The organism is Pseudomonas sp. BIGb0558, assembly GCF_024807515.1.
GTDB classification, from domain to species: domain Bacteria; phylum Pseudomonadota; class Gammaproteobacteria; order Pseudomonadales; family Pseudomonadaceae; genus Aquipseudomonas; species Aquipseudomonas yamanorum_A.
In genome coordinates this window covers 20,745-43,951 of sequence record NZ_JANUEW010000046.1, presented here as the reverse complement: position 1 = coordinate 43,951, position 23,207 = coordinate 20,745, and the positions used below count along the sequence as shown (strand labels likewise).

The window sequence follows — 23,207 nt, the reverse complement described above, 5'->3', positions numbered from 1 at the left end:
TTGAGGAGCGGGTAAACCGGCAGGACGCCGGTTTAGCCGCGACGGGGCAGGGACGCCCCGTCGCGGCGGCCCGCGGAGCAATGCCGGAGTGAGGGGACGCCGAGCCTAAGCGAGGCGCCGACAGGCGGGGCAGAGCGTTTTGGTTACTTTGCCGCTTTTGCAAAGTGACTCGCTGTAAGAGCGAAACCATAAGTAGCCGTTACCTAAATAACGGATATGTACCCCGCCAGATCAAACCGACAAATACCGACTGATAGTCGCCTCATCCACCCGATCCCGAGTTTCCTCAATCACAAACCTCCCCTTCTCAATCACCAAAAACCGATCAGCAATCTCCAGCGTAAACGACAACACCTGCTCAGAAACAACAATCGTCAAATCCCGCAAATTGCGAATCTCCTTAAGCGTACGAGCAATATCCTTGATGATCGAAGGCTGAATCCCCTCAGTCGGCTCATCCAGCAACAACACCTTCGGATTAGTCGCCAACGCCCGGGCAATCGCCAACTGCTGTTGCTGCCCCCCCGACAAATTGCCCCCCTTACGCGAACGCATGTCATACAGCACCGGAAACAACGCATACAAATCTTCAGGCACCCTACCCCGGGCCGCCGCCGGCAACCCGGTCTGAATATTCTCCAACACACTCATGCTGGGAAAAATCATCCGCCCCTGGGGCACATAGGCAATCCCCCGCTCCACCCGCTCATGGGTTTCCAGCGCAGACACATCATGCCCATCCACACTCACCTGCCCCTGCCACTGCGGCAGAATACCCATCAGGCTCTTGAACAGCGTGGTCTTACCCATCCCGTTACGCCCCATCACCGCGACGATCTCACGCTTCGCCACATCCAGCTCCAGGTCGTGAAGAATCTGGCTCTGCCCGTACCCGCACGACAGTTTGTCGATCTTGAACATGCCCGACTCCTCAGTGGCCCAAATACACTTCAATGACTTTCGGATTGCTCTGCACCGACTCCATGCTGCCCTCGGCCAGCACCTTGCCCTGGTGCAGCACCGTGACCTTATGGGCGATGCTCTTGACGAACTCCATGTCATGCTCGATCACCAGCACCGAGCGCCCCTGGCTGATGCGCTTGAGCAACTCGGCAGTTTGCATCCGCTCGTTGACACTCATCCCGGCCACCGGCTCATCGAGCATCAGCAACTCCGGGTCTTGCATCAGCAGCATGCCAATCTCCAGCCACTGCTTTTGCCCGTGGGACAGCAGATCCGCCTGCTGCTGCAACAAATCGCCGAGGAAGATTTCCCGCGCCACTTCCTCGACCCGCGCAATCACCTGGGCGTTGCGCTTGAAAAACAGCGCGCCCCACACCTTGCGCCCGGCCGGGTACGACATCTCAAGGTTTTCAAACACCGTGAGGTTCTCGTAGATCGACGGGTTCTGGAACTTGCGCCCCACGCCAGCCCGCACGATGTTGTATTCGCGCATCTTGGTCAGTTCCTGCCCGTCGAACTGGATGCTGCCGCTGGTGGCGCGGGTCTTGCCGCAGATCAAATCCAGCACCGTGGTTTTGCCGGCGCCGTTGGGGCCGATCACCACCCGCACTTCATTGCGGTCGATATACAGGTTGAGGTTGTCGACCGCCTTGAAGCCGTCGAATGACACGGTGAGGCCTTCGATGGCCAACACCGGTTTTTTCATTTCAAAACCGACGGCAGTCATGGCTGTGTCTCCAGGATCTTGGCTTCAGCCTTGGGCTTGTTCTGCTCAGGCTCGGCGGCTTTCACCACCGGCGTACGACGCAACACCTTGGCCAGGGCCTGGCGACCATGGCTGTCCCACAACCCGGCCAGGCCGTTGGGGAAGTACATGACCACGGCGATAAACAGCCCGCCCATCAGGTACAGCCATAGCTCCGGGAAGGATTCGGAAAAGTAGGTCTTGCCGTAGTTCACCAGCAACGCCCCATATACCGCCCCCAGCAGCGACATGCGCCCGCCCACCGCGGCAAAGATCACCATCTCGATGGACGGCACGATGCCCACGAACGACGGCGACATAAAGCCCACCTGCAAGGCAAACATCGCGCCGCCAATCGCCGAGAACGCCGCCGCCACACAAAACACGAAGATCTTGAAACTGGCCACGTCATACCCGGAAAACCGCACCCGCTCTTCTTTGTCGCGCATGGCCATCAACAGCCGGCCGAGCTTCGAGGCGAGGATAAAGCGGCCAATGAAAATGCAGCCGAACAGCAGGCCGGCATTGATGAAGTACAGGATCATCTTCGCGCCGTCACCGCGCAGGTCCCAGCCCAGCAGGGTCTTGAGGTCGGTGATGCCGTTGACGCCACCGGTGAGGCCCTGCTGGCCAACGATCAACACCGTGAGGATCAGCGCAATCGCCTGGGTGACGATGGAGAAATACACATCGCCCACCCGCCGCTTGAACAGCGCCATGCCGATGATGAACGCCAGCAGCACCGGCACGGCAATCACCGCGAACAAGGTGAAGGTGAAACTGTGGAACGGCTGCCAGAGCCACGGCAGTTCGGTGATCTGGTTCCAGTCCATAAAGTCCGGAATGCCCGGTGTGGATTGGATCTTGGTGCTGATCGGGTCCGACGCTTCCAGCTTCAGGAACATCGCCATGCAGTAGCCGCCGACGCCGAAAAATACGCCCTGCCCCAGGCTTAGAATCCCGCCATAACCCCAGCACAGCACCAGGCCCACCGCGACGAACGCGTAGGTCAGGTACTTGCCGACCATGTTCAGCCGGAAGGCATCCAGGGTCAGCGGGAACACCACGAGGATCAACAACGCGAGCAGCACGATGCCGATCAGGTTTTGCTGGCCGCCCAGCAGCTTGTCTAAAGCCTTCATCGGTTCGCCTCTACTTGCGCACTTTGATGGAGAACAACCCTTGCGGGCGCAGCATCAGGATCAGGATTACCGACGACAGCGTCAGCACCTTGGCCATCGAGCCGCTGAGGAAAAACTCCGACAGCGATTGGGTCTGGGCGATCACGAACGCCGAGGCAATGGTGCCGAACAGGCTCTGCGCGCCGCCGAACACCACCACCAGGAAGGTATCGACGATGTACTGCGAACCGGCGGTGGGCCCGGTGGAGCCGATGGTGGTGAACGCCGCACCGGCCACGCCCGCCACGCCGCAGCCGAGGGCGAAGGTCATGCGGTCGACCTTGCGCGTATTGATGCCCACCGCGCGGCTCATCAGGCGGTTTTGCACGGTGGCGCGCACCTGCAGGCCCCAGCGCGAGCGGTAGAGCATGACGAAGATCGCACCGGTCAGCAGCACGGTCAGGCCCATCATGAACAGGCCGTTGCGCGGGATCTCGATGGCGTCGCTGAGGTTCACCGAACCCATCAGCCAGGCCGGCGGTTCGGCGCTCACTTCACGGGCGCCGAACACCGAGCGGAAGGTTTGCTGCATTACCAGGGACAAGCCCCAGGTGGCGAGCAAGGTGTCCAGGGGGCGCTTGTACAAGCGGCTGATCATCGCCCATTCCACCAGCCAGCCAACCGCACCGGCGACGAGGAATGACAGGGCAATGGCAACGAAAAAGTAATACGGCTGGAAGCTCGGCGCGAAGTGCGCGGTGAGGCTGGAACAGACGTAGGTGGTGTAGGCGCCAATGGTCAGGAATTCACCGTGGGCCATGTTGATCACGCCCATCTGGCCGAAGATGATTGCCAGTCCCAATGCCATCAGCAACAGCACGCAGAACACGGACAAGCCGTTGAACCCCTGCATCGCCGCGATGGCTCCAAATTCCGATAGCCATTCCATGATGATGGTCTCCTGAGCGGGAGGTGAAGGATGAAAAATGCGATCTGCTTTTGCTTGTGTTTTATGTGGGAGCTGGCTTGCCTGCGATGGCATCCCCTCGGTACAACTGAACAACCGAGTCGCCTGCATCGCAGGCAAGCCAGCTCCCACACAAAAACAGTTCCAGCCTTTGGTTCAATGCCAGACCCGAGGTTATTGGTAGCCTTTCGGGAACGGATTCGGCTCGATCAGATCCGACTCGTAGATCACCTTGAACTGCCCGTTTGGCTGCACTTCACCGATACGCGACTTGCTCCACAGGTGATGGTTTTCGTGGATCTTCACGTAGCCTTCAGGCGCGTTTTTCAGCTCGATGCCTGGGGACGCGGCGACAACTTTATCCACGTCGAAACTGCCGGCCTTCTCCACCGCCGCTTTCCACAACCATGGGCCGAGGTAGGCCGCCTGGGTCACGTCGCCGATGACTGCGTCCTTGCCGTACTTGGCCTTGAACGCTTCCACGAAGGCTTTGTTGTTCGGGTTGTCGAGGCTCTGGAAGTACTTCATCGAGGCGTAGAAGCCGGCCATGTTTTCGCCGCCGATGCCCAGCAGTTCGTCTTCGGTCACCGACAGGGTCAACAGGGTTTGCTTGGACGAGTTCACACCCGCCGCGTTGAGTTGTTTGTAGAAGGCCACGTTGGAGCCGCCCACCACTGCCGCGAACACCACGTCCGGTTTTTTCAGCTTGACCTTGTTGATCAGCGAACCGAACTGGGTGTTGCCCAGCGGGTAGTAGTCTTCGCCGACCACGGTACCGTGCAGAACGTTTTCAATGTGCTTGCGCGCGATCTTCATCGAGGTGCGCGGCCAGATGTAGTCCGAGCCCACCAGGTAGAAGGTTTTGGCGCCCTTGGTCTTGGCGATCCAGTCGAGGCTGGCGAGGATTTGCTGGGTGGCTTCTTGCCCTGTGTAGATCACGTTTTTCGACTGTTCCAGGCCTTCATAGAAGGTCGGGTAGTAGAGCAGGCCGTTTTCTTTCTCGAAGATCGGCAACACGGCTTTGCGTGAAGCGGAGGTCCAGCAGCCGAACACGGCGGCCACCTTGTCGTTGACCAGCAGCTTCTTGGCCTTTTCGGCGAAGGTCGGCCAGTCGGACGCGCCGTCTTCCTGGATCACCTTGATCTGCCGGCCGAGGATCCCGCCCGAAGCGTTGATCTGTTCGATGGCCAGGCGTTCGGCCTGGATCGAACCGGTTTCGGAAATCGCCATGGTGCCGGTGGCCGAATGCAACTGGCCGACGGTGACTTCGGTCGGCGTCACCGCCAGGCCTTCGTTATCGGCCATGACGCCATGGCTGAACAGACTGGCCGCCAGCAGTGATAACGCCAACAACGGTTTGGAGCGGATCAATCGTGATTCCATGGGGCGACTCCTCTGCAATGAGGGGTTCAGCATGGCGGCAGGTGGCCACGGCGGGTATACGCAGCCTGACGTAACGGAGTACGTCATTTGACGTATGCCGTTGCGCACCATTTTCGAGCAGGATCCCGCCCGCCCAAACACTACCGATCAATGCAGGAGCTGGCTTTCTGTGGGAGCCGGGCTTGCCCGCGATGCAGACAACTCGGTTCTTCAGGTACACCGAGGTGCCTGCATCGCGGGCAAGCCCGGCTCACACACAAGCCAGCTCCCACATTTTGAATCGGGGCACGGAACTTGCTGACCCACATTGCCCACTTCCTGGAGCCACCCACCGTGCATCCCCTCCCCGGCACCCAGCGCATCGTCAAGATCCGCCGCGACTACAATTCCTGGGTCGCCGACGAGACCATGGAAGACTACGCCCTGCGCTACACCCCCAAATCCTTCCGCAAATGGTCGGAACTGCGCATCGCCAACACCGCCCTCGGCGCCGTGTCGTTCCTCGCGCTGGAAGCCATCGGCGGCGTATTGGCCTTGAGCTACGGCTTCACCAACACCTTCTGGGCGATCCTCGCCATCAGCCTGGTGATCTTCCTCACCGGCCTGCCCATCAGCTACTACGCCGCCCGCTATGGCGTGGACATGGACCTGCTGACCCGCGGCGCAGGCTTCGGCTATATCGGCTCCACCATCACCTCGCTGATCTACGCCAGCTTCACCTTCCTGTTCTTCGCCCTCGAAGCGGCGATCATGGCCCTGGCCCTGGAGTTGTATTTCCATATCCCGCTGGCCATCGCCTATGTGATCTGCTCGCTGCTGGTGATCCCGCTGGTGGCGTACGGGGTGACCCTGATCAGCCGCCTGCAACTCTGGACCCAACCGCTGTGGCTGGTGCTGCTGGTGCTGCCTTACGGCTTCGTACTGTGGAAAAACCCCGAGGCCTTCAGCGACTGGACCAGCTTTGTCGGCCGCAGCAGCGACGGTGGCGACTTCAACCTGCTGTCGTTCTGCGCCGCCTGCACCGTGGCGCTGTCGCTGGTCACGCAGATCGGCGAACAGGTGGACTACCTGCGCTTCCTCCCGGAAAAAACCGCGGCCAACCGCAAGCGCTGGTGGGCCGCGCTGTTATGCGCCGGGCCCGGCTGGATCGTGCCGGGCGCCCTGAAGATGTTTGCCGGAGCGTTCCTGGCCTTCCTCGCCCTGCAACATGAAATCCCCATGGAGCGCGCCGCCGAGCCGACCCAGATGTACCTCGTCGCGTTCGGCTATGTGTTCTCCTCCCCCGAATGGGCCTTGGGAGCGATGGTGCTGTTCGTGTTCATCTCGCAGATGAAGATCAACCTGACCAACGCCTACGCCGGCTCCCTGGCCTGGTCGAACTTCTTCGCCCGCGTGACCCACAGCCACCCCGGCCGCGTGGTGTGGCTGGTGTTCAACGTGGCCATCGCGCTGATGCTGATGGAGCTGGGGGTGTTCGATGTGATCGAGCAGGTGCTGGGGCTCTACGCCAACATCGCGATTGCCTGGATCGGCACCCTGGTGGCGGACCTGGTGATCAACAAGCCCCTGGGCCTGTCGCCCAAACATATCGAGTTCAAGCGCGCGCACCTCTACGACATCAACCCGGTGGGCGTCGGCTCGATGCTGATCGCCTCGCTGCTGTCGATCCTCGCCCACTTCGGCCTGTTCGGCGCCCTGTCCCAGGCGGCGCCGCCGTTTGTCGCGCTGGGCACCGCGCTGGTCATGGCGCCGCTGCTGGCGTGGCTGACCAAGGGCCGCTACTACATTGCGCGCAGCAGCGAGGCGCAGTTGATTCACCCGCAACCCGGCACCGGCCTGGTGATCTGCGGGCTGTGCAGCAACCCGTTTGAAACCGCCGACATGGCGTTCTGCCCGGCCTACAGCACGCCAATCTGCTCGCTCTGTTGTTCCCTGGACGCGCGCTGCGGCGACCGCTGCAAACCCCACGCCCGCCTGGCCAGCCAGTTCGAAGGCGTATTGCGCTGGTTGCTGCCGACCACGCTGGTGCCGCGCCTGCATACCCGGCTGGCGCACTACCTCGGCTTGTTACTGGCGCTGGTACTGATGCTCGCCGGCGCCCTGGCCCTGATCTACACGCAGGCGGCCCAGGGCTTGCCCCATTCGCAAACCTTGTACCAGGCGTTCTTCAAGGCCTTCCTCACGCTCTCGGTGCTGGCTGCCGTGCTCGCCTGGTGGGTGGTGCTCACCCGTGAAAGCCGCCGCGTCGCCCAGGAAGAGTCCGACCGGCAAACCTCGCTGCTGATGCAGGAGATCGCCGCCCACAGCCTCACCGACCAGGCCCTGCAACAGGCCAAGGAGGCCTCGGAAGCGGCGAACGCGGCCAAGAGTCGCTACGTCACCGGGCTGTCCCACGAGCTGCGCACACCGCTTAACAGCATCCTCGGCTTCACCCAGATTCTGCAGCGCGACAGCGCCATGCCCGAGCAGCACCAGGACGCCCTGGCGACCATCCTGCGCAGCGGTTCGCACCTGCTGTCGCTGATCGACGGCCTGCTGGACGTGGCCAAGATCGAGGCCGGCAAGTTGCGCCTGGAACTCACCGAAATTCCCTTCCCGGAGCTGATCCACGACCTGGAGCAAATGTTCACCCCCCAGGCCGAAGACAAGGGCCTGCGCTTTCGCCTGGACTGCGTGGGCAAGATCCCCGCCGTGGTGCGCGGTGATGAAAAGCGTGTGCGGCAGATCCTGATCAACCTGCTGGGCAATGCGATCAACTTCACCGACAGCGGCGAGGTGCGCCTGCGGGTCAGCTACATGCGCGAGACCGCCAACTTCGAGATTATCGACACCGGCATCGGGATCGACCCCGAGCAGATCGAGCGGATTTTCCAGCCGTTCGAACGCGGCGACCTGATGCGCCAGGACAAGGGCGTGGGCCTCGGCCTGACCATCACGCGCATGCTTACCTCGCTGATGGGCGGCGAATTGCGGGTGGTCAGCGAACTGGACAAGGGCACCTGCTTCCAGGTGCGGCTGTTCCTGTCCCAGGTCCGGGTGCCGCAGGCGGTGGTGCATGTGGAGCACGACATCATCGGCTACCACGGCGAACGGCGGCGCATCCTGGTGGTGGATGACCACGTGGACCATCGCAAGGTACTCAGCGGCATGCTCACGCCTTTGGGTTTCGAGGTGTCCCAGGCCAGCAACGGCCAGGAAGCGATCCGCCAGGTGGCGCTGCTGTCGCCGGACCTGATCCTGATGGACCTGTCGATGCCCACCATGGACGGCTGGGCCACCAGCCGGATGATCCGGCGCAACGCGCTGTCCACCGCGCCGATCATTGTGATCTCGGCCAATGCCTTCACCGACGACCGTGAACGCAGCATTGCCGGCGCCTGCAACGACTACCTGGCCAAGCCGGTGCGCACCCCGGAATTGCTCGGGCGCCTGCAACTGCACCTGGATTTGCAATGGCTGCGCCGCCGCACACCGATTGCCGCGCCGGTCGCCACACCGGGCGTGCTGCCCAACGCCGAAGACCTCGCCGTGCTCGCCGAACTGAGCGCCATCGGCTACGTGCGTGGCCTGCATGAAAAACTCGACGCGATCCTGCTGCAAAGCCCAGGCACCGCGCCATTCATCAACAAGCTCCGGGCGCTGCTGAAAAGCTTTCGCCTGGAAGAACTCAACCGAATCCTGAAGGAGGCCGAAGATGAATGCCTTGACCCGCAGCGCTGAGCCCGGCGTGGTGCTGATTGTGGACGACACCCCGGACAACCTGGCGATGCTCTCCGACGCCCTGGACGACGCCGGCTACATGGTGCTGGTGGCGCTGGACGGCCTCAGCGCCCTGAACCGCGTACAACGCCGGCGCCCGGATTTGATCCTGCTGGATGCGGTGATGCCTGGGCTGGACGGTTTTGAAACCTGCCGCCGGCTCAAGGCGCAACCGGCCAGTGCGGACATTCCGGTGGTGTTCATGACCGGGCTGACCGACAGCAAGCATGTGGTGCAGGGGTTTGAGGTGGGTGGCAGTGATTACGTGACCAAGCCGATCCAGACCGACGAAGTGCTGGCGCGGGTGGCGGCGCATTTGCGCACATCGCGGATTTTGTTGTCGGCGCGGGCGGCGACGCAGCCTAGTGTGATCACCCTTGAGGATGAGCCGGCGCATAAGCTGTTGTCGGCGCGGTTTCATCTGACGGAACGGGAAGTGGAAGTGCTGCGCTGGGTGGCGTGTGGCAAGACCAATCGGGATATTGGCGACATTCTTGGACTGAGCCCGAGGACGGTGAACAAGCACCTGGAGCATGTGTATGTGAAGTTGGGGGTGGAGACGCGCACGGCGGCGACTTCGGTGGCGATGGCGGCGATGAGTCCGACGCGTTCTCAAACGATGGCGGCTCTCTAAGGTGGGAGCTGAGGGCTCTGTTGGGGTGTGCTGGGCTGAGTACATATCCATTATTTAGGTAACGGCCACTATTGGTTCCGCTCTTACAGCGGGCACGGTCAACTGTGGGAGCTGGCTTGCCTGCGATGGCATCGCCTCGGTGTATCTGATGTATCGAGTTGTCTGCATCGCAGGCAAGCCAGCTCCCACAGAAAAGCAGCTCTGCTTTCGCTCTGGATCTTGCTTTTAACACTCAGGTCGGCTTTCAGGCCGCCGTGCTGTTGATTTTGATCTTGATCTGACTGCCCCAAGAGCGAAACCCTAAGCAACCGTTACCGCAGGAACGGATATGTACTCAGCCCCCCATTTAATCTCAGCTACCCACCAAAGATCTGCGAAGGCCGCCGCAACGTCGGATCAAACGGATTAATCCTCGGCCCGATCGCCGCCGCCTCACGCTTCAACAACTCCACCACCGTGGGCAACCGCCCCGGCCCCAACCGGTCGCTGATAGTCGCCACACTCAACGCCGCCACCGCATGCCCATTGCGATCCAGAATCGGCACCGCCAACCCGGCCATGCCCTCCAGCACCCCGGTATTACGCGCCGCATACCCCAACCGCCGCACACTCTCCACCTCCGAACGCAAAAACACCTCGTCGTACAGGTGAAAATCCTTGAGCCGCGGCAAGTTGTAGCGAATCACCGTCTCGCGCTCCTCCTCCGGCAGGAACGCCAAAATCGCCAAACTGCCCTGCCCCACGCCCAAGGCCACGCGCCCGCCAATGTCCCCCGTAAACGTACGGATCGGATACGGCCCTTCACTGCGGTCCAGGCAGATCGCATCAAACCCGCTACGCGCCAGCAGGAACAACGAATCCCCCAACGACGCACTGAGGCGCAACATGCTCGGGCGCACCAGGTCCCGCAGGTTGCCGGTGTTCCCCGCATTCGCTGCCAGCGCAAAGAACTCCAGGCTCAGCCGATAACGCTTGCTGCGCGCATCCTGCTCCACCATGCCCTCGTCCATCAGGCTGCGCAGCAAGCGGTGAGTGGTGGGTTGCGATAACCCCACCTGCTGCGCCAGTTGCGTCACCCGCTCCCCACCGTCCGGCGCCGCCCCCAGGATGCGCAGCAGCGCGAACAAGCGTGAGACGCCACCGGCGCCGACTTCTTTGACACTTTCATTCCGCTCAGTGGAATCCATAAGCCGATATCTCACACCAAATTCTGATCAGTGAATGAAACTGAAAAAAGTACTCTATCCAGTGAAATTCCATCTTCCGCCATCCTAGTCTTTCGCCCTAATCTGCGTCCACAGGGGCGAAATGAACAACTAACGGCAGCCGACTCAAGATCGAGCGCCAACGCACCCGCAACACCCTTTTCGCATCTGCCCAAAACAAAAAAGCGCGTTTCGACGCGACTCAAAAAAGGTGGAACGCAGACATGGCTTTTCTCCAACTCAACGCCTTGAGCAAACGCTACGGCGCCGTCGACGCGGTGGTCGCCACTGATCTTGCGGTGGAAAAAGGCGAATTCGTGTCCCTGCTCGGCCCCTCGGGCTGTGGCAAGACCACCACCTTGCAAATGATCGCCGGCTTCGTCGACGTCACCAGTGGCCAGATCCTCCTCGACGGTCGCGACATCACCCACGCCAAACCCGCCAGCCGTGGCCTGGGCGTGGTGTTCCAGAGCTACGCCCTCTTCCCCCACATGAGCGTGGCCGACAACGTGGCCTTCGGCTTGAAGATGCGCAAAGTGCCCGCCAGCGAGATCGCCAGCCGCGTCAAGACCGTGCTGGAACTGGTACGCCTGGCGCCCCACGCCGCGCGCTACCCGCGGGAACTCTCCGGCGGCCAGCGCCAGCGCGTAGCCCTGGCCCGCGCCCTGGTGATCGAGCCGCCGGTGTTGCTGCTGGACGAGCCGCTGTCGAACCTCGACGCCAACCTGCGCGAGGAGATGCAGTTCGAAATCCGCCGCATCCAGTGCGAAGTCGGGATCACCACCTTGATGGTCACCCACGACCAGGCCGAAGCGCTGTCCATCAGCGACCGGGTGGTGGTGATGCAGGCCGGGCGCGTCACGCAGATCGACGCGCCGTACAAACTCTACGAACACCCGCGCACGCGGTTTATCTCCGACTTTGTCGGCAAGGCCAATCTGCTGACAGGCGACTTCGATCAACTCGGCGCGCCGCAAGTGCGCTTCGCGCCCGGCAACGGCGAGCTGACCCTGAGCCTGCGCCCGGAAAAGATCGATCTGGTGGCCGCCGGTAGCGGTCGCCTGCAAGGCAAGATTCTCGACAGCTATTTCTTCGGCAGCCAATGGCTGTACCGCATCAACACCGAGATCGGCGAGTTGACCGTGGTGCGGCGCAACGACGGCAGCGCGCCGCTGGGTTGCGGCGCGGCGGTGGGCCTGGATTGGGAGTCGAACCTGCTGCGGGTGCTGGCGGCCGATGAGGTGCATCCATGAGCCGTGGCTACCTGTTGTCGTTGCCGGCGCTGCTGCTGTTTTTTGGGCTGCTGATTCTGCCCCTGGGCCTGACGCTGGTGCTGTCGTTCAACGTGTTCGATTACCAGGTCGGGGTGAAGGCCGATGAGTGGACCTTCGCCCATTACCTGTCGCTGTTCAGCGATTCGTACTTCTACGAAATCTTCTGGCGCACCTTCTGGATCAGCGCCCTGGTGACCTTGCTGTGCGTGGTGATCGGGGTGCCCGAGGCCTATATCCTCAGCCGCATGGGCACGCCGTGGCGCTCGATCTTCCTGATCCTGATCCTCACCCCGCTGCTGATTTCAGTGGTGGTGCGGGCGTTCGGCTGGAGCCTGCTGCTGGGTGCCGATGGCCTGGTGAACCAGGTGATCCAGGCCCTCGGCGGCAAGCCGGTGAAGCTGCTGTACACCTCGTTCGCGGTGATCATCGCGCTGGTGCACGTGATGCTGCCGTTCATGATCATCCCGGTGTGGACTTCCCTGCAAAAGCTCGACCCGTCGGCGGAACAGGCGGCGCTGTCCCTGGGTGCCAGCCAGGCCACGGTGATGCGCAAGATCGTGTTGCCGCAGGTCATGCCCGGCGTGCTGTCCGGCACCCTGATCGTGTTCGGCCTGGCCGCCAGCTCCTTCGCGATCCCCGGCCTGCTGGGCGGGCGCCGGCTGAAGATGGTTGCCACAGTGGTCTACGACCAATACCTCTCGGAACTCAACTGGCCCATGGGCGCGACCATCGCGGTGGTGCTGCTGTTGGTCAATCTGCTGATCATGCTGAGCTGGAACCGCATGGTCGAAGGCCGCTACAAAAAGTCCCTGGGAGTATAAGACGATGTCCAGAAACGGTCCTTTGGCCCTGGGCTTTCACGGCCTGGTGGTGCTGTTCATGATGGCGCCGCTGGTGGTGGTGTGCCTGGTGGCGTTCACCCCGGAGAACACCTTGAGCCTGCCCACCTCGGGCTTCTCCCTGCGCTGGTTTCACGCGGTGTTCGAGCGCGCCGACTTTATCCAGGCGTTCTATAACAGCCTGGTCCTGGCCTTCGTCGCCGCCACCCTGGCGACCTTGATTGCGGTACCGGCGGCGCTGGCGATCAGTCGCTACCAGTTCCCCGGCCGCAACTTCTTCAGTGCGCTGTTCCTCTCGCCCATCATCATCCCGCACCTGGTGCTGGGGGTGGCGATGCTGCGGCTGTTCGCAATGATGGGCGTCAACGGCAGTTTCACCTGGCTGATGCTGGCCCACGTGGTGATCATCACGCCGTACGTGTTGCGCCTGGTATTGGCCGCCGCCATCGGTATCGACCGCAGCGCCGAGCAGGCCGCCGAATCCCTCGGGGCCAGCCGCTTCACCCTGTTTCGCCAGATCACCCTGCCGATGATTCTGCCCGGCGTTGCCGGCGGCTGGTTGCTGGCGTTCATCAACAGTTTCGATGAGGTCACCTTGTCGATTTTCGTCAGCTCGCCGGCCACCCAGACCTTGCCGGTGCGCATGTACGTGTACGCCACCGAATCCATCGACCCGATGATGGCGGCCGTGTCGGCGCTGGTGATTGCGTTGACGGCGGCGGCGATGATCTTGCTGGACCGGGTCTACGGCCTGGACCGCGTGCTGGTAGGGAAACATTGATGGCTCTGTTCAAGCGACTGGCCGAGACGAATCGGCCAACCCTGGCATTCACCCTCGACGGGCAGCCCGCCACGGGCCTGCTCGGCGACACCTTGCTCACCGCCGTACTGACCTGCGCCGAACACCTGCGGGGCAGCGACTTCAGCGCCGAGCGCCGAGCCGGGTTCTGCCTGATGGGCGCCTGCCAGGATTGCTGGGTGCGGCTGGAGGACGGGCGCCGCGTACGCGCCTGCTCGACCCTGCTGGAAGACGGCCAGGCGATTCGCCGTGATCCGGGGCGCCAGGCATGAAGAACGTGGTGATAGTGGGCGCAGGCCCGGCGGGCATTACCGCAGCACGGACCTTGCTGGACCATGGCGTAACCCCGGTGCTGGTGGACGAAAGCCTGCGCGGCGGCGGGCAGATTTATCGGCGCCAACCGGCAAATTTCCAGCGCTCGCCCAAGCAGTTATATGGGTTTGAAGCGGGCAAGGCGACGGCACTGCATCGCACCATGGACGAGCTGGCAACCCTGATCGACTACCGCCCGGAAACCCTGGTGTGGAACGCCGAAAACGGCCGCCTGGACATGCTCAACAACGGCCACGCCGAAAGCCTCGAGTACGCGCAGATCATCGTCGCCACCGGCGCTACCGACCGTATCCTGCCGGTGCCGGGCTGGACGCTGCCCGGCGTATACAGCCTGGGCGCTGCGCAAATCGCGCTGAAGTACCAAGGCTGCGCCATCGGTGAGCGTGTGGCGTTTTGCGGCAGCGGGCCGTTGCTGTACCTGGTGGCGTATCAGTACGCCAAGGCCGGGGCCAAGGTGGTGGCGGTGCTCGACAGCGCACCGTTCAGCGCGCAATGCCGTGCGTTGCCGGCGCTGCTCGGCCAGCCGGCGACCCTGGCCAAGGGTCTGTATTACCGCGCCTGGCTCACGGCCCATGGCATCCCGGTGCATCAAGGGGCAACGCTGTCGCACATCGACGGTGAGCAGCGGGTCACGGGTATCCACTGGGAACAGCAGCGCATCGCCTGTGACGCCGTGGCCTTCGCCCATGCCCTGCGCAGCGAGACCCAACTGGCGGATTTGCTCGGATGTGAGTTTGCCTGGAGCGCATTGAACCGTGCCTGGTTGCCCCAGCGTGACAGCGCCGGGCGTAGCAGTGTCGCGGGCGTGTATTTGGCGGGCGACGGCGCTGGAATCATGGGCGCCGATGCGGCACAGATGGCGGGTGAGCGCGCGGCGTTGGCATTGCTGGAAGACACCGGCGTCGCCATCGATCAGCGTCGCGGGCCCGCTCTTGAGCAGCAACTGGCAGGTATCCAGCGCTTTCGCCACGGCCTGGAAACCGCCTTCCCGTTCCCGGAAAACTGGGCGGCCAAAGCCCCGGATGAATTGATCCTGTGCCGCTGTGAAGAAGTCAGCGTCGGCGAGGTGCGCGCGGTGGTGGATGAAGGCCATTGGGAAGTGAACCGGGTCAAGGCCCATTGCCGGGTGGGCATGGGCCGTTGCCAGGGCCGGATGTGTGGTTTGGCCGCGGCGGAAATCATTGCCGAGCGCAGTGGCCGCAGTATTGAAAACGTTGGCCGCCTGCGTGGCCAGGCACCGATCAAGCCGTTGCCGTTTGGCGTGGAGGTGCAGCCATGATCGACAGCGAAGTGATCGTATTGGGCGGCGGGATTGTCGGCGCCTCGGCAGCCTTGATGCTGGCGCAAAAAGGCCGGCGTGTGGTGCTGGTGGAGCGCGACTTTTGCGGCTCCCACTCCAGCGGCGTGAACTATGGCGGCGTGCGCCGCCAGGGTCGCCCCTTGCATCAATTGCCGTTGTCGCAACGCTCCCATGAGCTGTGGTCCGACCTGCCGGGGCTGATCGGGATCGACGGCGAATATGTGCGCTCCGGGCATTTGAAACTGGCCCGCAGTCACGACGACCTGGCCGCGTTGCAGGCTTACGCCGACGCCACCCGGGGCTTTGGGCTGGGGCTGCAGATGCTGGATCACGCTCAACTGCGCGCCCGCTTCCCGTGGGTGGGCGATGTGGCGGTCGGCGCTTCGTTATGTCCCGAAGACGGTCACGCCAATCCCCGCCTGGTCTCCCCCGCCTTTGCCCGCGCCGCGCAACGCCACGGCGCCCGGGTGATGGAGCAAACCGAAGTGACCCACCTTGAACATGACGGCCAGCGGTTTCAGTTGCGCTGTGCCAATGGTTTGCAGCTGCAAGCTCCGTGGCTGCTGAACTGCGCCGGCGCCTGGGCCGGCACCGTGGCCGCGCAGTTTGGCGAGCCGGTGCCGATGACCTCGGCGCACCCGGCGATGCTGGTGACCGAGCCATTGCCGGTGGTGATGGACGTCAGCACCGGGGTCGAAGGCGGCGGGATTTATGCGCGGCAAGTCGCCCGGGGTAACTGCATCCTCGGTGGCGGTCGCGGCTTTGCCCTGGGCCCGCAACAAGCGCGCCCGGGGCAAGCAGCAGTGCTGGAGATTTTGCGCAACGCCGGCGAGTTGTATCCGTTCCTCAAGGGTGCCCAGGCGATTCGCACCTGGAGCGGCACCGAAGGTTATCTGCCCGACCACGAACCAGTGATCGGCGACAGCAGCACCCAACCCGGCCTGCTCCACGGTTTCGGCTTTGCCGGCGCCGGGTTCCAGCTCGGCCCTGCGGTCGGTGAAGCCCTGGCAGAAATCGTCTGCACGGGGGCCAGCCGGCAACCCATCGAAGCGTTTTCCATCCGTCGTTTCCAAGTCTGAGAGGAAGATTTATGCACATGATCAAACGTACTGCGCTGTCTTGCCTGTCCCTCGCCCTGTTAAGCACAGCGGCCCACGCCGCACCGACGCTGTACCTGGGCATGAACGGCGGCACCATGGAACGGGTCTACGCCGACAAGGTGCTGCCCGCGTTCGAGAAGGCCAATAACGTGAAAGTGGTGATCGTGCCGGGCACCTCGTCGGACATCCTCGCCAAGGTGCAGGCCAACAAAGACAACCCGCAGATGCACGTGATGTTCCTCGACGACGGCATCATGTACCGCGCCATCTCCATGGGCCTGTGCGAGAAGCTCACGCCTAACCCGACGCTGGACCAGATTCCGGCCAAGGCGAAAATCAAGGAAGAGGCGGTTGCCGTAACCCTCGGCGTCACCGGCCTGGGCTACAACGCCAAGATGTTCAAGGAAAAAGGCTGGGCGGCACCGACGTCATGGATGGACCTGGCCGACCCGCGCTTCAAGGATAAGGTGGTGTTCCAGTCCCTGGCCTCCTCCACCTTCGGGCTGCATGGGTTCCTGATGTTCAACCGGATCCAGGGCGGCAGCGAAACCAACGTGGAGCCTGGGTTCAAGGCGTGGCCAAAAACCATCGGGCCCAACGTGCTGGAATACATCGCCAGCTCGGCGAAGATCTCCGAGATGGTGCAGACGGATGAGGCGGCGATCTTCCCGCTGACGCCGACGCAGGTGACCACGCAGCAGTTGCTGGGTGTACCGATGGAGTATGCGCAGCCGAAGGAAGGGGCGGTGGTGTTGAACGTGGCGGAGTGTGTGATTGCGCGTAATGACCAGCCGGAGTTGGCGCAGAAACTCGCGCAGTTTTTGTTGACCGCTGAAGCGCAGGCGCCGGCTTTGGAGTTGGGGGATCAGATTCCGTCCAACCCTACTACGCCGACTACCGACAAAACCCGAGCCCGGGTTGAAGCGATGAACAGCTATCTGCAGACGGCGATTTCGATTGACTGGGACCAGGTGAACCAGGCGCGGCCAGAGTGGAATGCGCGGTGGAGTCGGTCGATCGAGCGGTAAGGAATGTGGGAGCTGGCTTGCCTGCGATGCAAACAACTCGGTCCTTCAGACACACCGAGTGGATGCCATCGCAGGCAAGCCAGCTCCCACAGAAAAGCAGGCCTGTTGCTAACGCCTGGCTAATCCCACAGCGATCTTCGCCGAATTCACGAAGATCGCAATCCCCACAAACACCAACCCAATCGCGAGAAACTGCCCCAGGCTCAAGCGCTCATCAAAAAACAGCCACGACGCCAGAATCCCCGACACCGGCACGATCAGCGACAACGGTGCGACCATCGACGCCGGGTATTTTTTCATCAGGTTGTTCCACACCAGGTAACCGCCAATCGTGGTGATGTAGCACTGGAAGAAGATCGAGAATCCCGCCCCCCACGTGAAGTCCTCCAGCAGGTTTTCAAACGGCCTGAGCCCCTCAAACCACAACGTCATCAGCAACAGCACCGGCAACGAAAACAGGCTGGACCAGACGATAAAGGCGATCATGTCTGCGGGCTTTTTCACCTTGACGATCAGGTTGCACACCGACCACGCGACCGCCGCCAGCAGCACCAGCACAATGCCCAGCGTGGTCGAGGTCTTGTTAGACAGGTACAGGATCAACAGCAACCCCGCCACCGCGAACGCCATCCCGGCCATGTGCACCCGGTTGATCGACTCATTGAGGAACAACCCGCTCAGCACGATGGTGAAAAATGCGCTGAACTGCAGGAACACCGAGGACATCCCCGCCGACAGCCCGTTGTACATCGCAATGTTCACCACGCCCCAGAGCCCGGCGCCGAACAGCACACCGTAAGTGGCCAGCGTGCAGTACGACACGCCGCGCGGCCTGCGAATAAAGAACACCAGCGGGATCGCGCAGAACGTGAAGCGCAACAACGTCAGTAAAAACGGGTCCAGGGATTGCAGCCCCAGGCCGATCACCGAAAAGTTGGCCCCCCAGATCACCGTCACCAGCACCCCGGCCAATAAATCCAGCTTGCTCATCTTCATGCCGGCTTCGACTCCAGGGCCTTGGGCTGGATGCCGTAGTAGACGAAATTGTCGAAGTCTTCGTGGCGGTAGGTGTCGTGGCGCTCGTAGTAGTTGTACACCACCGAGAGTTTTTGCTCGGTCAGCGTCGGCTCGCTGTCGTGCAGGGTCTTGCGGCCTTGCATGATCAGCAGCGAGCCTTTTTTGGCGAAGATATTCCGGTGCTCGGTCCAGGGCTCCTTCTTGCTCGGATGGGAACGATCGATCTGCATGCGCAGCGGTGCTTCCTGGTTGGTGGTGAGGAACAGCAACACGGTGATGCCGTTGGTGTCGTAATGCAGCCCCAATGTGCCGCCGCCCGGTGGATAGGCCTTGATGTTGATGTCGGAAAGCGGATACGGCGACACCACCACATCGGTATGGGTGACCAGGCTGATCAGCGGCACCAGGCTGTGGTAGATCGCGGTCAGTTCCGGCAGGTACCAGCGAATGTCGTCGCCCTTGAAGATATGGTGGTTGTATTCACCGCCCAGGTCCGACACCGCATCGGTGCCCAGGCTCTGGTGCCTGACCAGGTCGACGCCTTGTTCCTCGATGATGCTGTTGACCCGCGCGCCGAGCGCATCACACAGGTCTTCGGGGATCAGGTCGTCGATGACGGTGGCGAGGTTGTAGAAGTAGTCGTGGCGATGCTGGTTGACGTTGAACATTTTTTTCCTCCCTGGATTGAAAATGCAGCGGGGAGGAATCTACTCAAACGTTTCAGGCGGGGTAACTGACCGTACGGCCAGTTGAAATGCAGGATGAAATATGGTCGGGATCAAAGCATCTCCCGCACCCGATACCACAACATTCCCAACGCCAGCAGCGGCGAACGCAACGCCTTGCCACCCGGAAAGGTCATATGCGGCACCTGACTGAAAATGTCCAGGCCCCGGCTCTGACCGGCATGAATCCCTTCCGCCAGCAGCCGCGCGCACCAGTGGGTCACGTTCAACCCATGCCCCGAATAGCCCTGGGCATAGAACACATTCGGGTGCTGCTTCAACCGCCCCACCTGGGGGAAACGGTTGGCGGTAATGCCGATCTTCCCGCCCCACTGAAACTCAACCGCGGTATTAGCCAGTTGCGGAAAAACCTTGAGCATCTTCGGCCGCATGTACGCGGCGATGTCTGCCGGATCACGCCCCGAATAATGACAGGCGCCACCAAACAACAAGCGTCGGTCGGCTGAAAGCCGGTAGTAATCCAGCCCGACTTTCTGGTCACACAGTGCCAGGTTCTGCGGGATCAACTGGCTGGCCAGCTCAGCCGGCAGCGGCTCGGTCGCGATGATGTAGCTCCCCGCCGGGAGCACCTTGCCGCTCAGCTTCGGCTCCAGTTCGTCCAGGTGTGCATTGCACGCCAGCACCAGGCTGTCGGCGCGCACGGTGCCGGAGGCGCAACGCACCTGCACCGTGTCGCCGTGGATCAATTCCAGCACCGGACTGTTTTCAAAAACCCGCACACCGAGGGATTCGGCTACAGCGGCCTCCCCCAGCACCAGGTTCAACGGGTGCAAATGCCCGGACCCCATGTCCACCAATCCGCCCGCATACAATCCGGAACCCACCACCTGCGCCATATCCTGTGGCGCCACCAACCGAGTTTCGGGCGTATAGCCCAAGGCAGCCAGGCTCTCCAGTTCACCCTGAAACGCAGCGAACTGCGCCGCAGTGTTGGCCAGTTCAGCAAACCCCCAGCGCAGGTCGCAATCGATGCCATGCTCGCGAACCCGCTCGCCCACCAGCGCCACCGAATCAATCCCGGCCTGTTGCAGGTAACGCACGCCCTCCTCGCCTACGTATTTGGCAAACCCCGATACGTCATGCCCAATCCCGCGAATCAACTGCCCGCCATTGCGCCCGCTGGCGCCCCAGCCAATCCGCCGGGCCTCCAACAGGATCACCGACAGGCCACGCTGGGCCAGTTCGATGGCGGTGTTGACCCCGGTGAAGCCACCACCGATCACACACACATCGGCCGTCAGGTCGGCCCCCAGCGCGGGTCGCTGTGGCATGGCGTTGGCCGAAGCCAGGTAATAGGAACGGGCGTGCTCGGACGGGGAACGGTTCATTTGTTGGTCTTCACTTTGCTCCAGGACCGCGTCATCAAGCGCATGACGGCAGGCGTCGGGGTGGTGGAAATGTAGAGTTTGTCGAGCACTTCCTGGGACGGGTAGATCTCGGGGTTGTTCACCAACTCCGGCGCCATGAAAGCCTTGGCCGCCGGGTTCGGGTTGGCGTAGCCGACGCTGGCGCTGACCTTGGCGATCACTTCAGGGTCCAGCAGGTAGTTGATAAAGGCGTGAGCCTCTTTCGGGTTGGCGGCGTCTGCCGGGATGGCCAGCAGGTCGAACCACAGGTTGCTGCCTTCCTTGGGGATCGAGTAGGCGATGTTCACGCCGTTCTTGGCTTCCTTGGCGCGGTTGGCCGCCTGGAACACGTCGCCGGAATACCCGAACGCCACGCAGATATCACCGTTGGCCAGGTCCGAGATGTACTTTGAGGAATGGAAATAGGTGATGTACGGCCGCAGGGTCAGCAGCTTGGCTTCGGCCTGTTTGTAGTCTTCGGGATTCTCGCTGCGGGGGTCCTTGCCCATGTAGTTGAGGATCGCCGGGAACAGTTCATCCGCCGAGTCGAGGAACGCTACGCCGCACTCGTGCAGCTTCTTGATGTTCTCGGGTTCAAACAGCACGGCCCACGAGTCGATATGGTCGATGCCCAGCACCTGCTTGACCTTGTCCACGTTGTAGCCGATGCCGTTGGTACCCCACAGGTACGGCACCGAGTGCGCGTTGCCCGGGTCGTTTTTCTCCAGCAGCTTGAGCAGCTTGGGGTCGAGGTTCTTGTAGTTGGGCAGTTGCGAGCGGTCGAGTTTCAGGAACGCGCCGGCCTTGACCTGGCGTGCCAGGAAGTGGTTGGACGGCACCACCACGTCATAGCCGGTGCGCCCGGCGAGCAGTTTGCCTTCCAGGGTCTCGTTGGAGTCGAACACGTCGTAGATCACCTTGATCCCGGTCTTGGCCTGGAAGTCGGCCAAGGTGGTCTCACCGATGTAGTCCGTCCAGTTGTACACACTGACCGTCTGCGCGGCATGGCCCGCGCTGCTGAACAACGCCGCCAAGGCCAGCGGGAGAAGCTTTTTCACCAGACGCATATCGACACCCCTTTGCTTGATTGATTTTTATGTATTCGTAGCAGCTGTCGAGCACCAGCGAGGCTGCGTAGCGGTGTATCTGACACAGCTGCGGTGGACCCGACGCAGCCTCGCTAAAGCTCGACAGCTGCTACGGGGCGGGTTGAAACGCGCTGATATCGTCAGACGCTCAGCAACAGGAACTCACGTTCCCAGGAGCTGATGACCCGCTTGAAATTCTCATGCTCGGCGCGCTTGACCGCGACGTAGCCACGCACGAACTTGTCCCCCAGGTACTGCTTGACGGTGTCGCACTCTTCCATGCGCGCCAGGGCGTCTTCGATGGTGATCGGCAGGCGCAGGTTGCGGCGCTCGTAGGCGCGGCCTTCCACCGGCGCACTGGGCTCGACCTTTTCGATCATGCCGAGGTAGCCGCACAGCAGGCTCGCGGCGATGGCCAGGTAAGGGTTGGCGTCGGCGCCCGGCAGGCGGTTTTCCACGCGCATGGCGTCGGGGCTGGAGCTCGGCACCCGCAGGCCGACGGTGCGGTTTTCTTCGCCCCACTCGACGTTGACCGGTGCCGAGGTATCCGGCAGGAAGCGGCGGAACGAGTTCACGTTGGGCGCGAACATCGGCAGCAACTTGGGGATGTACTTCTGCAAGCCGCCGATGTGGTTGAGGAACAGCTGGCTCTTGTTGCCGTGTTCATCGACAAACACCTGCTTGCCGGTGGCAATTTCCACCACGCTCTGGTGCAGGTGCATCGCGCTGCCGGGCTCGTCGGCCACGGGTTTGGCCATGAAGGTGGCCGCCACATTGTGCTTGAGCGCCGCCTCACGCAGGGTGCGCTTGAACACGGTGATCTGGTCGGCCAGGTCCAGGGCGTCGCCGTGGCGGAAGTTGATTTCCATCTGCGCCGGGCCGTCTTCGTGGATCAGGGTGTCGAGGTCCAGGCCCTGGGCTTCGCACCAGTCGTAGACGTCTTCAAACAATGGGTCGAACTCGTTGGCGGCGTCGATGGAGAACGACTGGCGGCCACTTTCGGCACGGCCGGAACGGCCCAGCGGGGTCTTCAGCGGCAGATCAGGGTCTTCGCAGCGCTGGGTCAGGTAGAACTCCATTTCCGGCGCGACAATCGGCTGCCAGCCCTGGTCGGTGTAGAGCTGCAGGACCTTTTTAAGCACGTTGCGCGGCGACAATTCGATGGGGTTGCCCTGCTTGTCGAAGGTGTCGTGAATCACGATGGCGGTGGGCTCGATGGCCCACGGTATGACGTAGGTGGCGTTGGACACCGGGCGGCAGATCATGTCGATGTCGGCCGGGTCCAGCAGGTCGTAGTAGATCTCGTCGTCGACAAAGTCCCCGGTTACCGTTTGCAGCAACACACTTTCCGGCAGGCGCATGCCTCGCTCATGCAGGAACTTGTTGGTGGGCGAAATCTTGCCGCGTGCGATGCCAGTCAAATCACTGATCACGCATTCGACTTCGGTAATCTTGTGTTCTTTCAGCCAGGCGGACAGCTGATCGAAGGGGGCGTTCATAAGGACCTCGTCATGGGTTGGATGCTGCGCCGACGGGCTTCCCTCGCGGCGCATTGAGGTC

At 62.2% G+C, this 23,207-nt stretch carries 20 protein-coding genes; 9 read left to right on the top strand and 11 right to left on the bottom strand.

Annotation, left to right across the window (positions count from 1 at the left end):
• Positions 1–231: 231 nt before the first annotated feature.
• From urtE to urtA, 5 genes are all read right to left on the bottom strand, one after another.
• Positions 232–921, bottom strand: a complete 690-nt coding sequence (gene urtE / locus M2400_RS30005; protein ID WP_008430563.1) for an urea ABC transporter ATP-binding subunit UrtE — start codon at positions 919–921, stop codon at positions 232–234.
• Positions 922–931: 10 nt separating this feature from the next.
• Positions 932–1,690, bottom strand: coding sequence for an urea ABC transporter ATP-binding protein UrtD (gene urtD, locus M2400_RS30000; protein WP_259201016.1), 759 nt, complete (start codon positions 1,688–1,690; stop codon positions 932–934).
• On the bottom strand, positions 1,687–2,850 hold the full coding sequence (urtC, locus tag M2400_RS29995) for an urea ABC transporter permease subunit UrtC (RefSeq protein WP_177045925.1): 1,164 nt from the start codon (positions 2,848–2,850) through the stop codon (positions 1,687–1,689). The genes urtD and urtC overlap by 4 nt, the downstream gene beginning before the upstream one ends.
• A 10-nt stretch (positions 2,851–2,860) precedes the next feature.
• Positions 2,861–3,778 carry an urea ABC transporter permease subunit UrtB gene (urtB, locus tag M2400_RS29990; RefSeq protein WP_177010127.1) on the bottom strand — a complete coding sequence of 306 codons (918 nt, stop codon included), beginning with the start codon at positions 3,776–3,778 and terminating at the stop codon, positions 2,861–2,863.
• Between the two features lie 192 nt (positions 3,779–3,970).
• Positions 3,971–5,179 carry an urea ABC transporter substrate-binding protein gene (gene urtA / locus M2400_RS29985; RefSeq protein ID WP_017475234.1) on the bottom strand — a complete coding sequence of 403 codons (1,209 nt, stop codon included), beginning with the start codon at positions 5,177–5,179 and terminating at the stop codon, positions 3,971–3,973.
• Between the two features lie 333 nt (positions 5,180–5,512).
• Here urtA and M2400_RS29980 point away from each other — a divergent pair, with 333 nt between their 5' ends.
• Both M2400_RS29980 and M2400_RS29975 read left to right on the top strand, forming a co-directional pair.
• The gene (locus M2400_RS29980) at positions 5,513–8,899 is read left to right on the top strand and encodes an ATP-binding protein (protein WP_177045923.1); all 3,387 of its coding nucleotides are present in this window, start codon (positions 5,513–5,515) and stop codon (positions 8,897–8,899) included.
• Positions 8,874–9,572, top strand: a complete 699-nt coding sequence (locus tag M2400_RS29975) for a response regulator (protein WP_177045921.1) — start codon at positions 8,874–8,876, stop codon at positions 9,570–9,572. Before M2400_RS29980 ends, M2400_RS29975 begins: the two co-directional genes overlap by 26 nt.
• A 356-nt stretch (positions 9,573–9,928) precedes the next feature.
• Here the strand turns inward: M2400_RS29975 and M2400_RS29970 are convergent, their stop codons facing one another.
• Entirely contained in the window at positions 9,929–10,759 is an 831-nt protein-coding gene (locus M2400_RS29970; RefSeq protein WP_177045919.1) for an IclR family transcriptional regulator, read from the bottom strand.
• Positions 10,760–11,001: 242 nt separating this feature from the next.
• On the opposite strand from M2400_RS29970, the gene M2400_RS29965 reads away from it, so the two are divergent.
• Genes M2400_RS29965 through M2400_RS29935 form a run of 7 tightly spaced genes read left to right on the top strand, consistent with a single transcriptional unit; the run spans position 11,002 to position 17,450 of the window.
• Positions 11,002–12,030: an ABC transporter ATP-binding protein gene (locus tag M2400_RS29965; protein WP_259201020.1), complete on the top strand. Its 1,029-nt coding sequence runs from the start codon at positions 11,002–11,004 to the stop codon at positions 12,028–12,030.
• Positions 12,027–12,872 carry an ABC transporter permease gene (locus tag M2400_RS29960; RefSeq protein WP_177045915.1) on the top strand — a complete coding sequence of 282 codons (846 nt, stop codon included), beginning with the start codon at positions 12,027–12,029 and terminating at the stop codon, positions 12,870–12,872. The genes M2400_RS29965 and M2400_RS29960 overlap by 4 nt, the downstream gene beginning before the upstream one ends.
• A 4-nt stretch (positions 12,873–12,876) precedes the next feature.
• On the top strand, positions 12,877–13,671 hold the full coding sequence (locus tag M2400_RS29955) for an ABC transporter permease (RefSeq protein WP_010175265.1): 795 nt from the start codon (positions 12,877–12,879) through the stop codon (positions 13,669–13,671).
• Entirely contained in the window at positions 13,671–13,961 is a 291-nt protein-coding gene (locus tag M2400_RS29950) for a (2Fe-2S)-binding protein (protein ID WP_177080005.1), read from the top strand. Before M2400_RS29955 ends, M2400_RS29950 begins: the two co-directional genes overlap by 1 nt.
• Positions 13,958–15,301 carry an NAD(P)/FAD-dependent oxidoreductase gene (locus M2400_RS29945; RefSeq protein WP_259201022.1) on the top strand — a complete coding sequence of 448 codons (1,344 nt, stop codon included), beginning with the start codon at positions 13,958–13,960 and terminating at the stop codon, positions 15,299–15,301. The genes M2400_RS29950 and M2400_RS29945 overlap by 4 nt, the downstream gene beginning before the upstream one ends.
• Positions 15,298–16,401 (top strand): FAD-binding oxidoreductase, encoded by a 1,104-nt coding sequence (locus M2400_RS29940; protein ID WP_177045911.1) that lies wholly within the window; start codon positions 15,298–15,300, stop codon positions 16,399–16,401. The genes M2400_RS29945 and M2400_RS29940 overlap by 4 nt, the downstream gene beginning before the upstream one ends.
• A 17-nt stretch (positions 16,402–16,418) precedes the next feature.
• On the top strand, positions 16,419–17,450 hold the full coding sequence (locus tag M2400_RS29935; protein WP_177045909.1) for an ABC transporter substrate-binding protein: 1,032 nt from the start codon (positions 16,419–16,421) through the stop codon (positions 17,448–17,450).
• Positions 17,451–17,558: 108 nt separating this feature from the next.
• Here the strand turns inward: M2400_RS29935 and M2400_RS29930 are convergent, their stop codons facing one another.
• The 5 genes from M2400_RS29930 to M2400_RS29910 form a co-directional block, all read right to left on the bottom strand.
• Positions 17,559–18,446 (bottom strand): EamA family transporter, encoded by an 888-nt coding sequence (locus M2400_RS29930; RefSeq protein ID WP_177116112.1) that lies wholly within the window; start codon positions 18,444–18,446, stop codon positions 17,559–17,561.
• Entirely contained in the window at positions 18,443–19,135 is a 693-nt protein-coding gene (locus M2400_RS29925; RefSeq protein WP_259201023.1) for a hypothetical protein, read from the bottom strand. Before M2400_RS29925 ends, M2400_RS29930 begins: the two co-directional genes overlap by 4 nt.
• Positions 19,136–19,245: 110 nt before the next feature.
• Positions 19,246–20,541, bottom strand: a complete 1,296-nt coding sequence (locus M2400_RS29920; RefSeq protein WP_259201024.1) for an FAD-binding oxidoreductase — start codon at positions 20,539–20,541, stop codon at positions 19,246–19,248.
• On the bottom strand, positions 20,538–21,626 hold the full coding sequence (locus M2400_RS29915; protein WP_177045901.1) for a polyamine ABC transporter substrate-binding protein: 1,089 nt from the start codon (positions 21,624–21,626) through the stop codon (positions 20,538–20,540). Before M2400_RS29915 ends, M2400_RS29920 begins: the two co-directional genes overlap by 4 nt.
• Positions 21,627–21,787: 161 nt before the next feature.
• A complete protein-coding gene (locus M2400_RS29910) occupies positions 21,788–23,146 on the bottom strand; it encodes a glutamine synthetase family protein (RefSeq protein ID WP_177116114.1) in 1,359 nt (452 codons plus the stop codon).
• Positions 23,147–23,207: the final 61 nt, after the last annotated feature.

Bases quoted from the DNA above. Each gene is read 5' to 3' on its own strand.
- urtE (WP_008430563.1), bottom strand. From the start codon at position 921: ATGTTCAAGATCGACAAACTGTCGTGCGGGTACGGGCAGAGCCAGATT.
- urtD (WP_259201016.1), bottom strand. From the start codon at position 1,690: ATGACTGCCGTCGGTTTTGAAATGAAAAAACCGGTGTTGGCCATCGAA.
- urtC (WP_177045925.1), bottom strand. From the start codon at position 2,850: ATGAAGGCTTTAGACAAGCTGCTGGGCGGCCAGCAAAACCTGATCGGC.
- urtB (WP_177010127.1), bottom strand. From the start codon at position 3,778: ATGGAATGGCTATCGGAATTTGGAGCCATCGCGGCGATGCAGGGGTTC.
- urtA (WP_017475234.1), bottom strand. From the start codon at position 5,179: ATGGAATCACGATTGATCCGCTCCAAACCGTTGTTGGCGTTATCACTG.
- M2400_RS29975 (WP_177045921.1), top strand. From the start codon at position 8,874: ATGAATGCCTTGACCCGCAGCGCTGAGCCCGGCGTGGTGCTGATTGTG.
- M2400_RS29970 (WP_177045919.1), bottom strand. From the start codon at position 10,759: ATGGATTCCACTGAGCGGAATGAAAGTGTCAAAGAAGTCGGCGCCGGT.
- M2400_RS29965 (WP_259201020.1), top strand. From the start codon at position 11,002: ATGGCTTTTCTCCAACTCAACGCCTTGAGCAAACGCTACGGCGCCGTC.
- M2400_RS29960 (WP_177045915.1), top strand. From the start codon at position 12,027: ATGAGCCGTGGCTACCTGTTGTCGTTGCCGGCGCTGCTGCTGTTTTTT.
- M2400_RS29955 (WP_010175265.1), top strand. From the start codon at position 12,877: ATGTCCAGAAACGGTCCTTTGGCCCTGGGCTTTCACGGCCTGGTGGTG.
- M2400_RS29950 (WP_177080005.1), top strand. From the start codon at position 13,671: ATGGCTCTGTTCAAGCGACTGGCCGAGACGAATCGGCCAACCCTGGCA.
- M2400_RS29945 (WP_259201022.1), top strand. From the start codon at position 13,958: ATGAAGAACGTGGTGATAGTGGGCGCAGGCCCGGCGGGCATTACCGCA.
- M2400_RS29940 (WP_177045911.1), top strand. From the start codon at position 15,298: ATGATCGACAGCGAAGTGATCGTATTGGGCGGCGGGATTGTCGGCGCC.
- M2400_RS29935 (WP_177045909.1), top strand. From the start codon at position 16,419: ATGATCAAACGTACTGCGCTGTCTTGCCTGTCCCTCGCCCTGTTAAGC.
- M2400_RS29930 (WP_177116112.1), bottom strand. From the start codon at position 18,446: ATGAAGATGAGCAAGCTGGATTTATTGGCCGGGGTGCTGGTGACGGTG.
- M2400_RS29925 (WP_259201023.1), bottom strand. From the start codon at position 19,135: ATGTTCAACGTCAACCAGCATCGCCACGACTACTTCTACAACCTCGCC.
- M2400_RS29920 (WP_259201024.1), bottom strand. From the start codon at position 20,541: ATGAACCGTTCCCCGTCCGAGCACGCCCGTTCCTATTACCTGGCTTCG.
- M2400_RS29915 (WP_177045901.1), bottom strand. From the start codon at position 21,626: ATGCGTCTGGTGAAAAAGCTTCTCCCGCTGGCCTTGGCGGCGTTGTTC.
- M2400_RS29910 (WP_177116114.1), bottom strand. From the start codon at position 23,146: ATGAACGCCCCCTTCGATCAGCTGTCCGCCTGGCTGAAAGAACACAAG.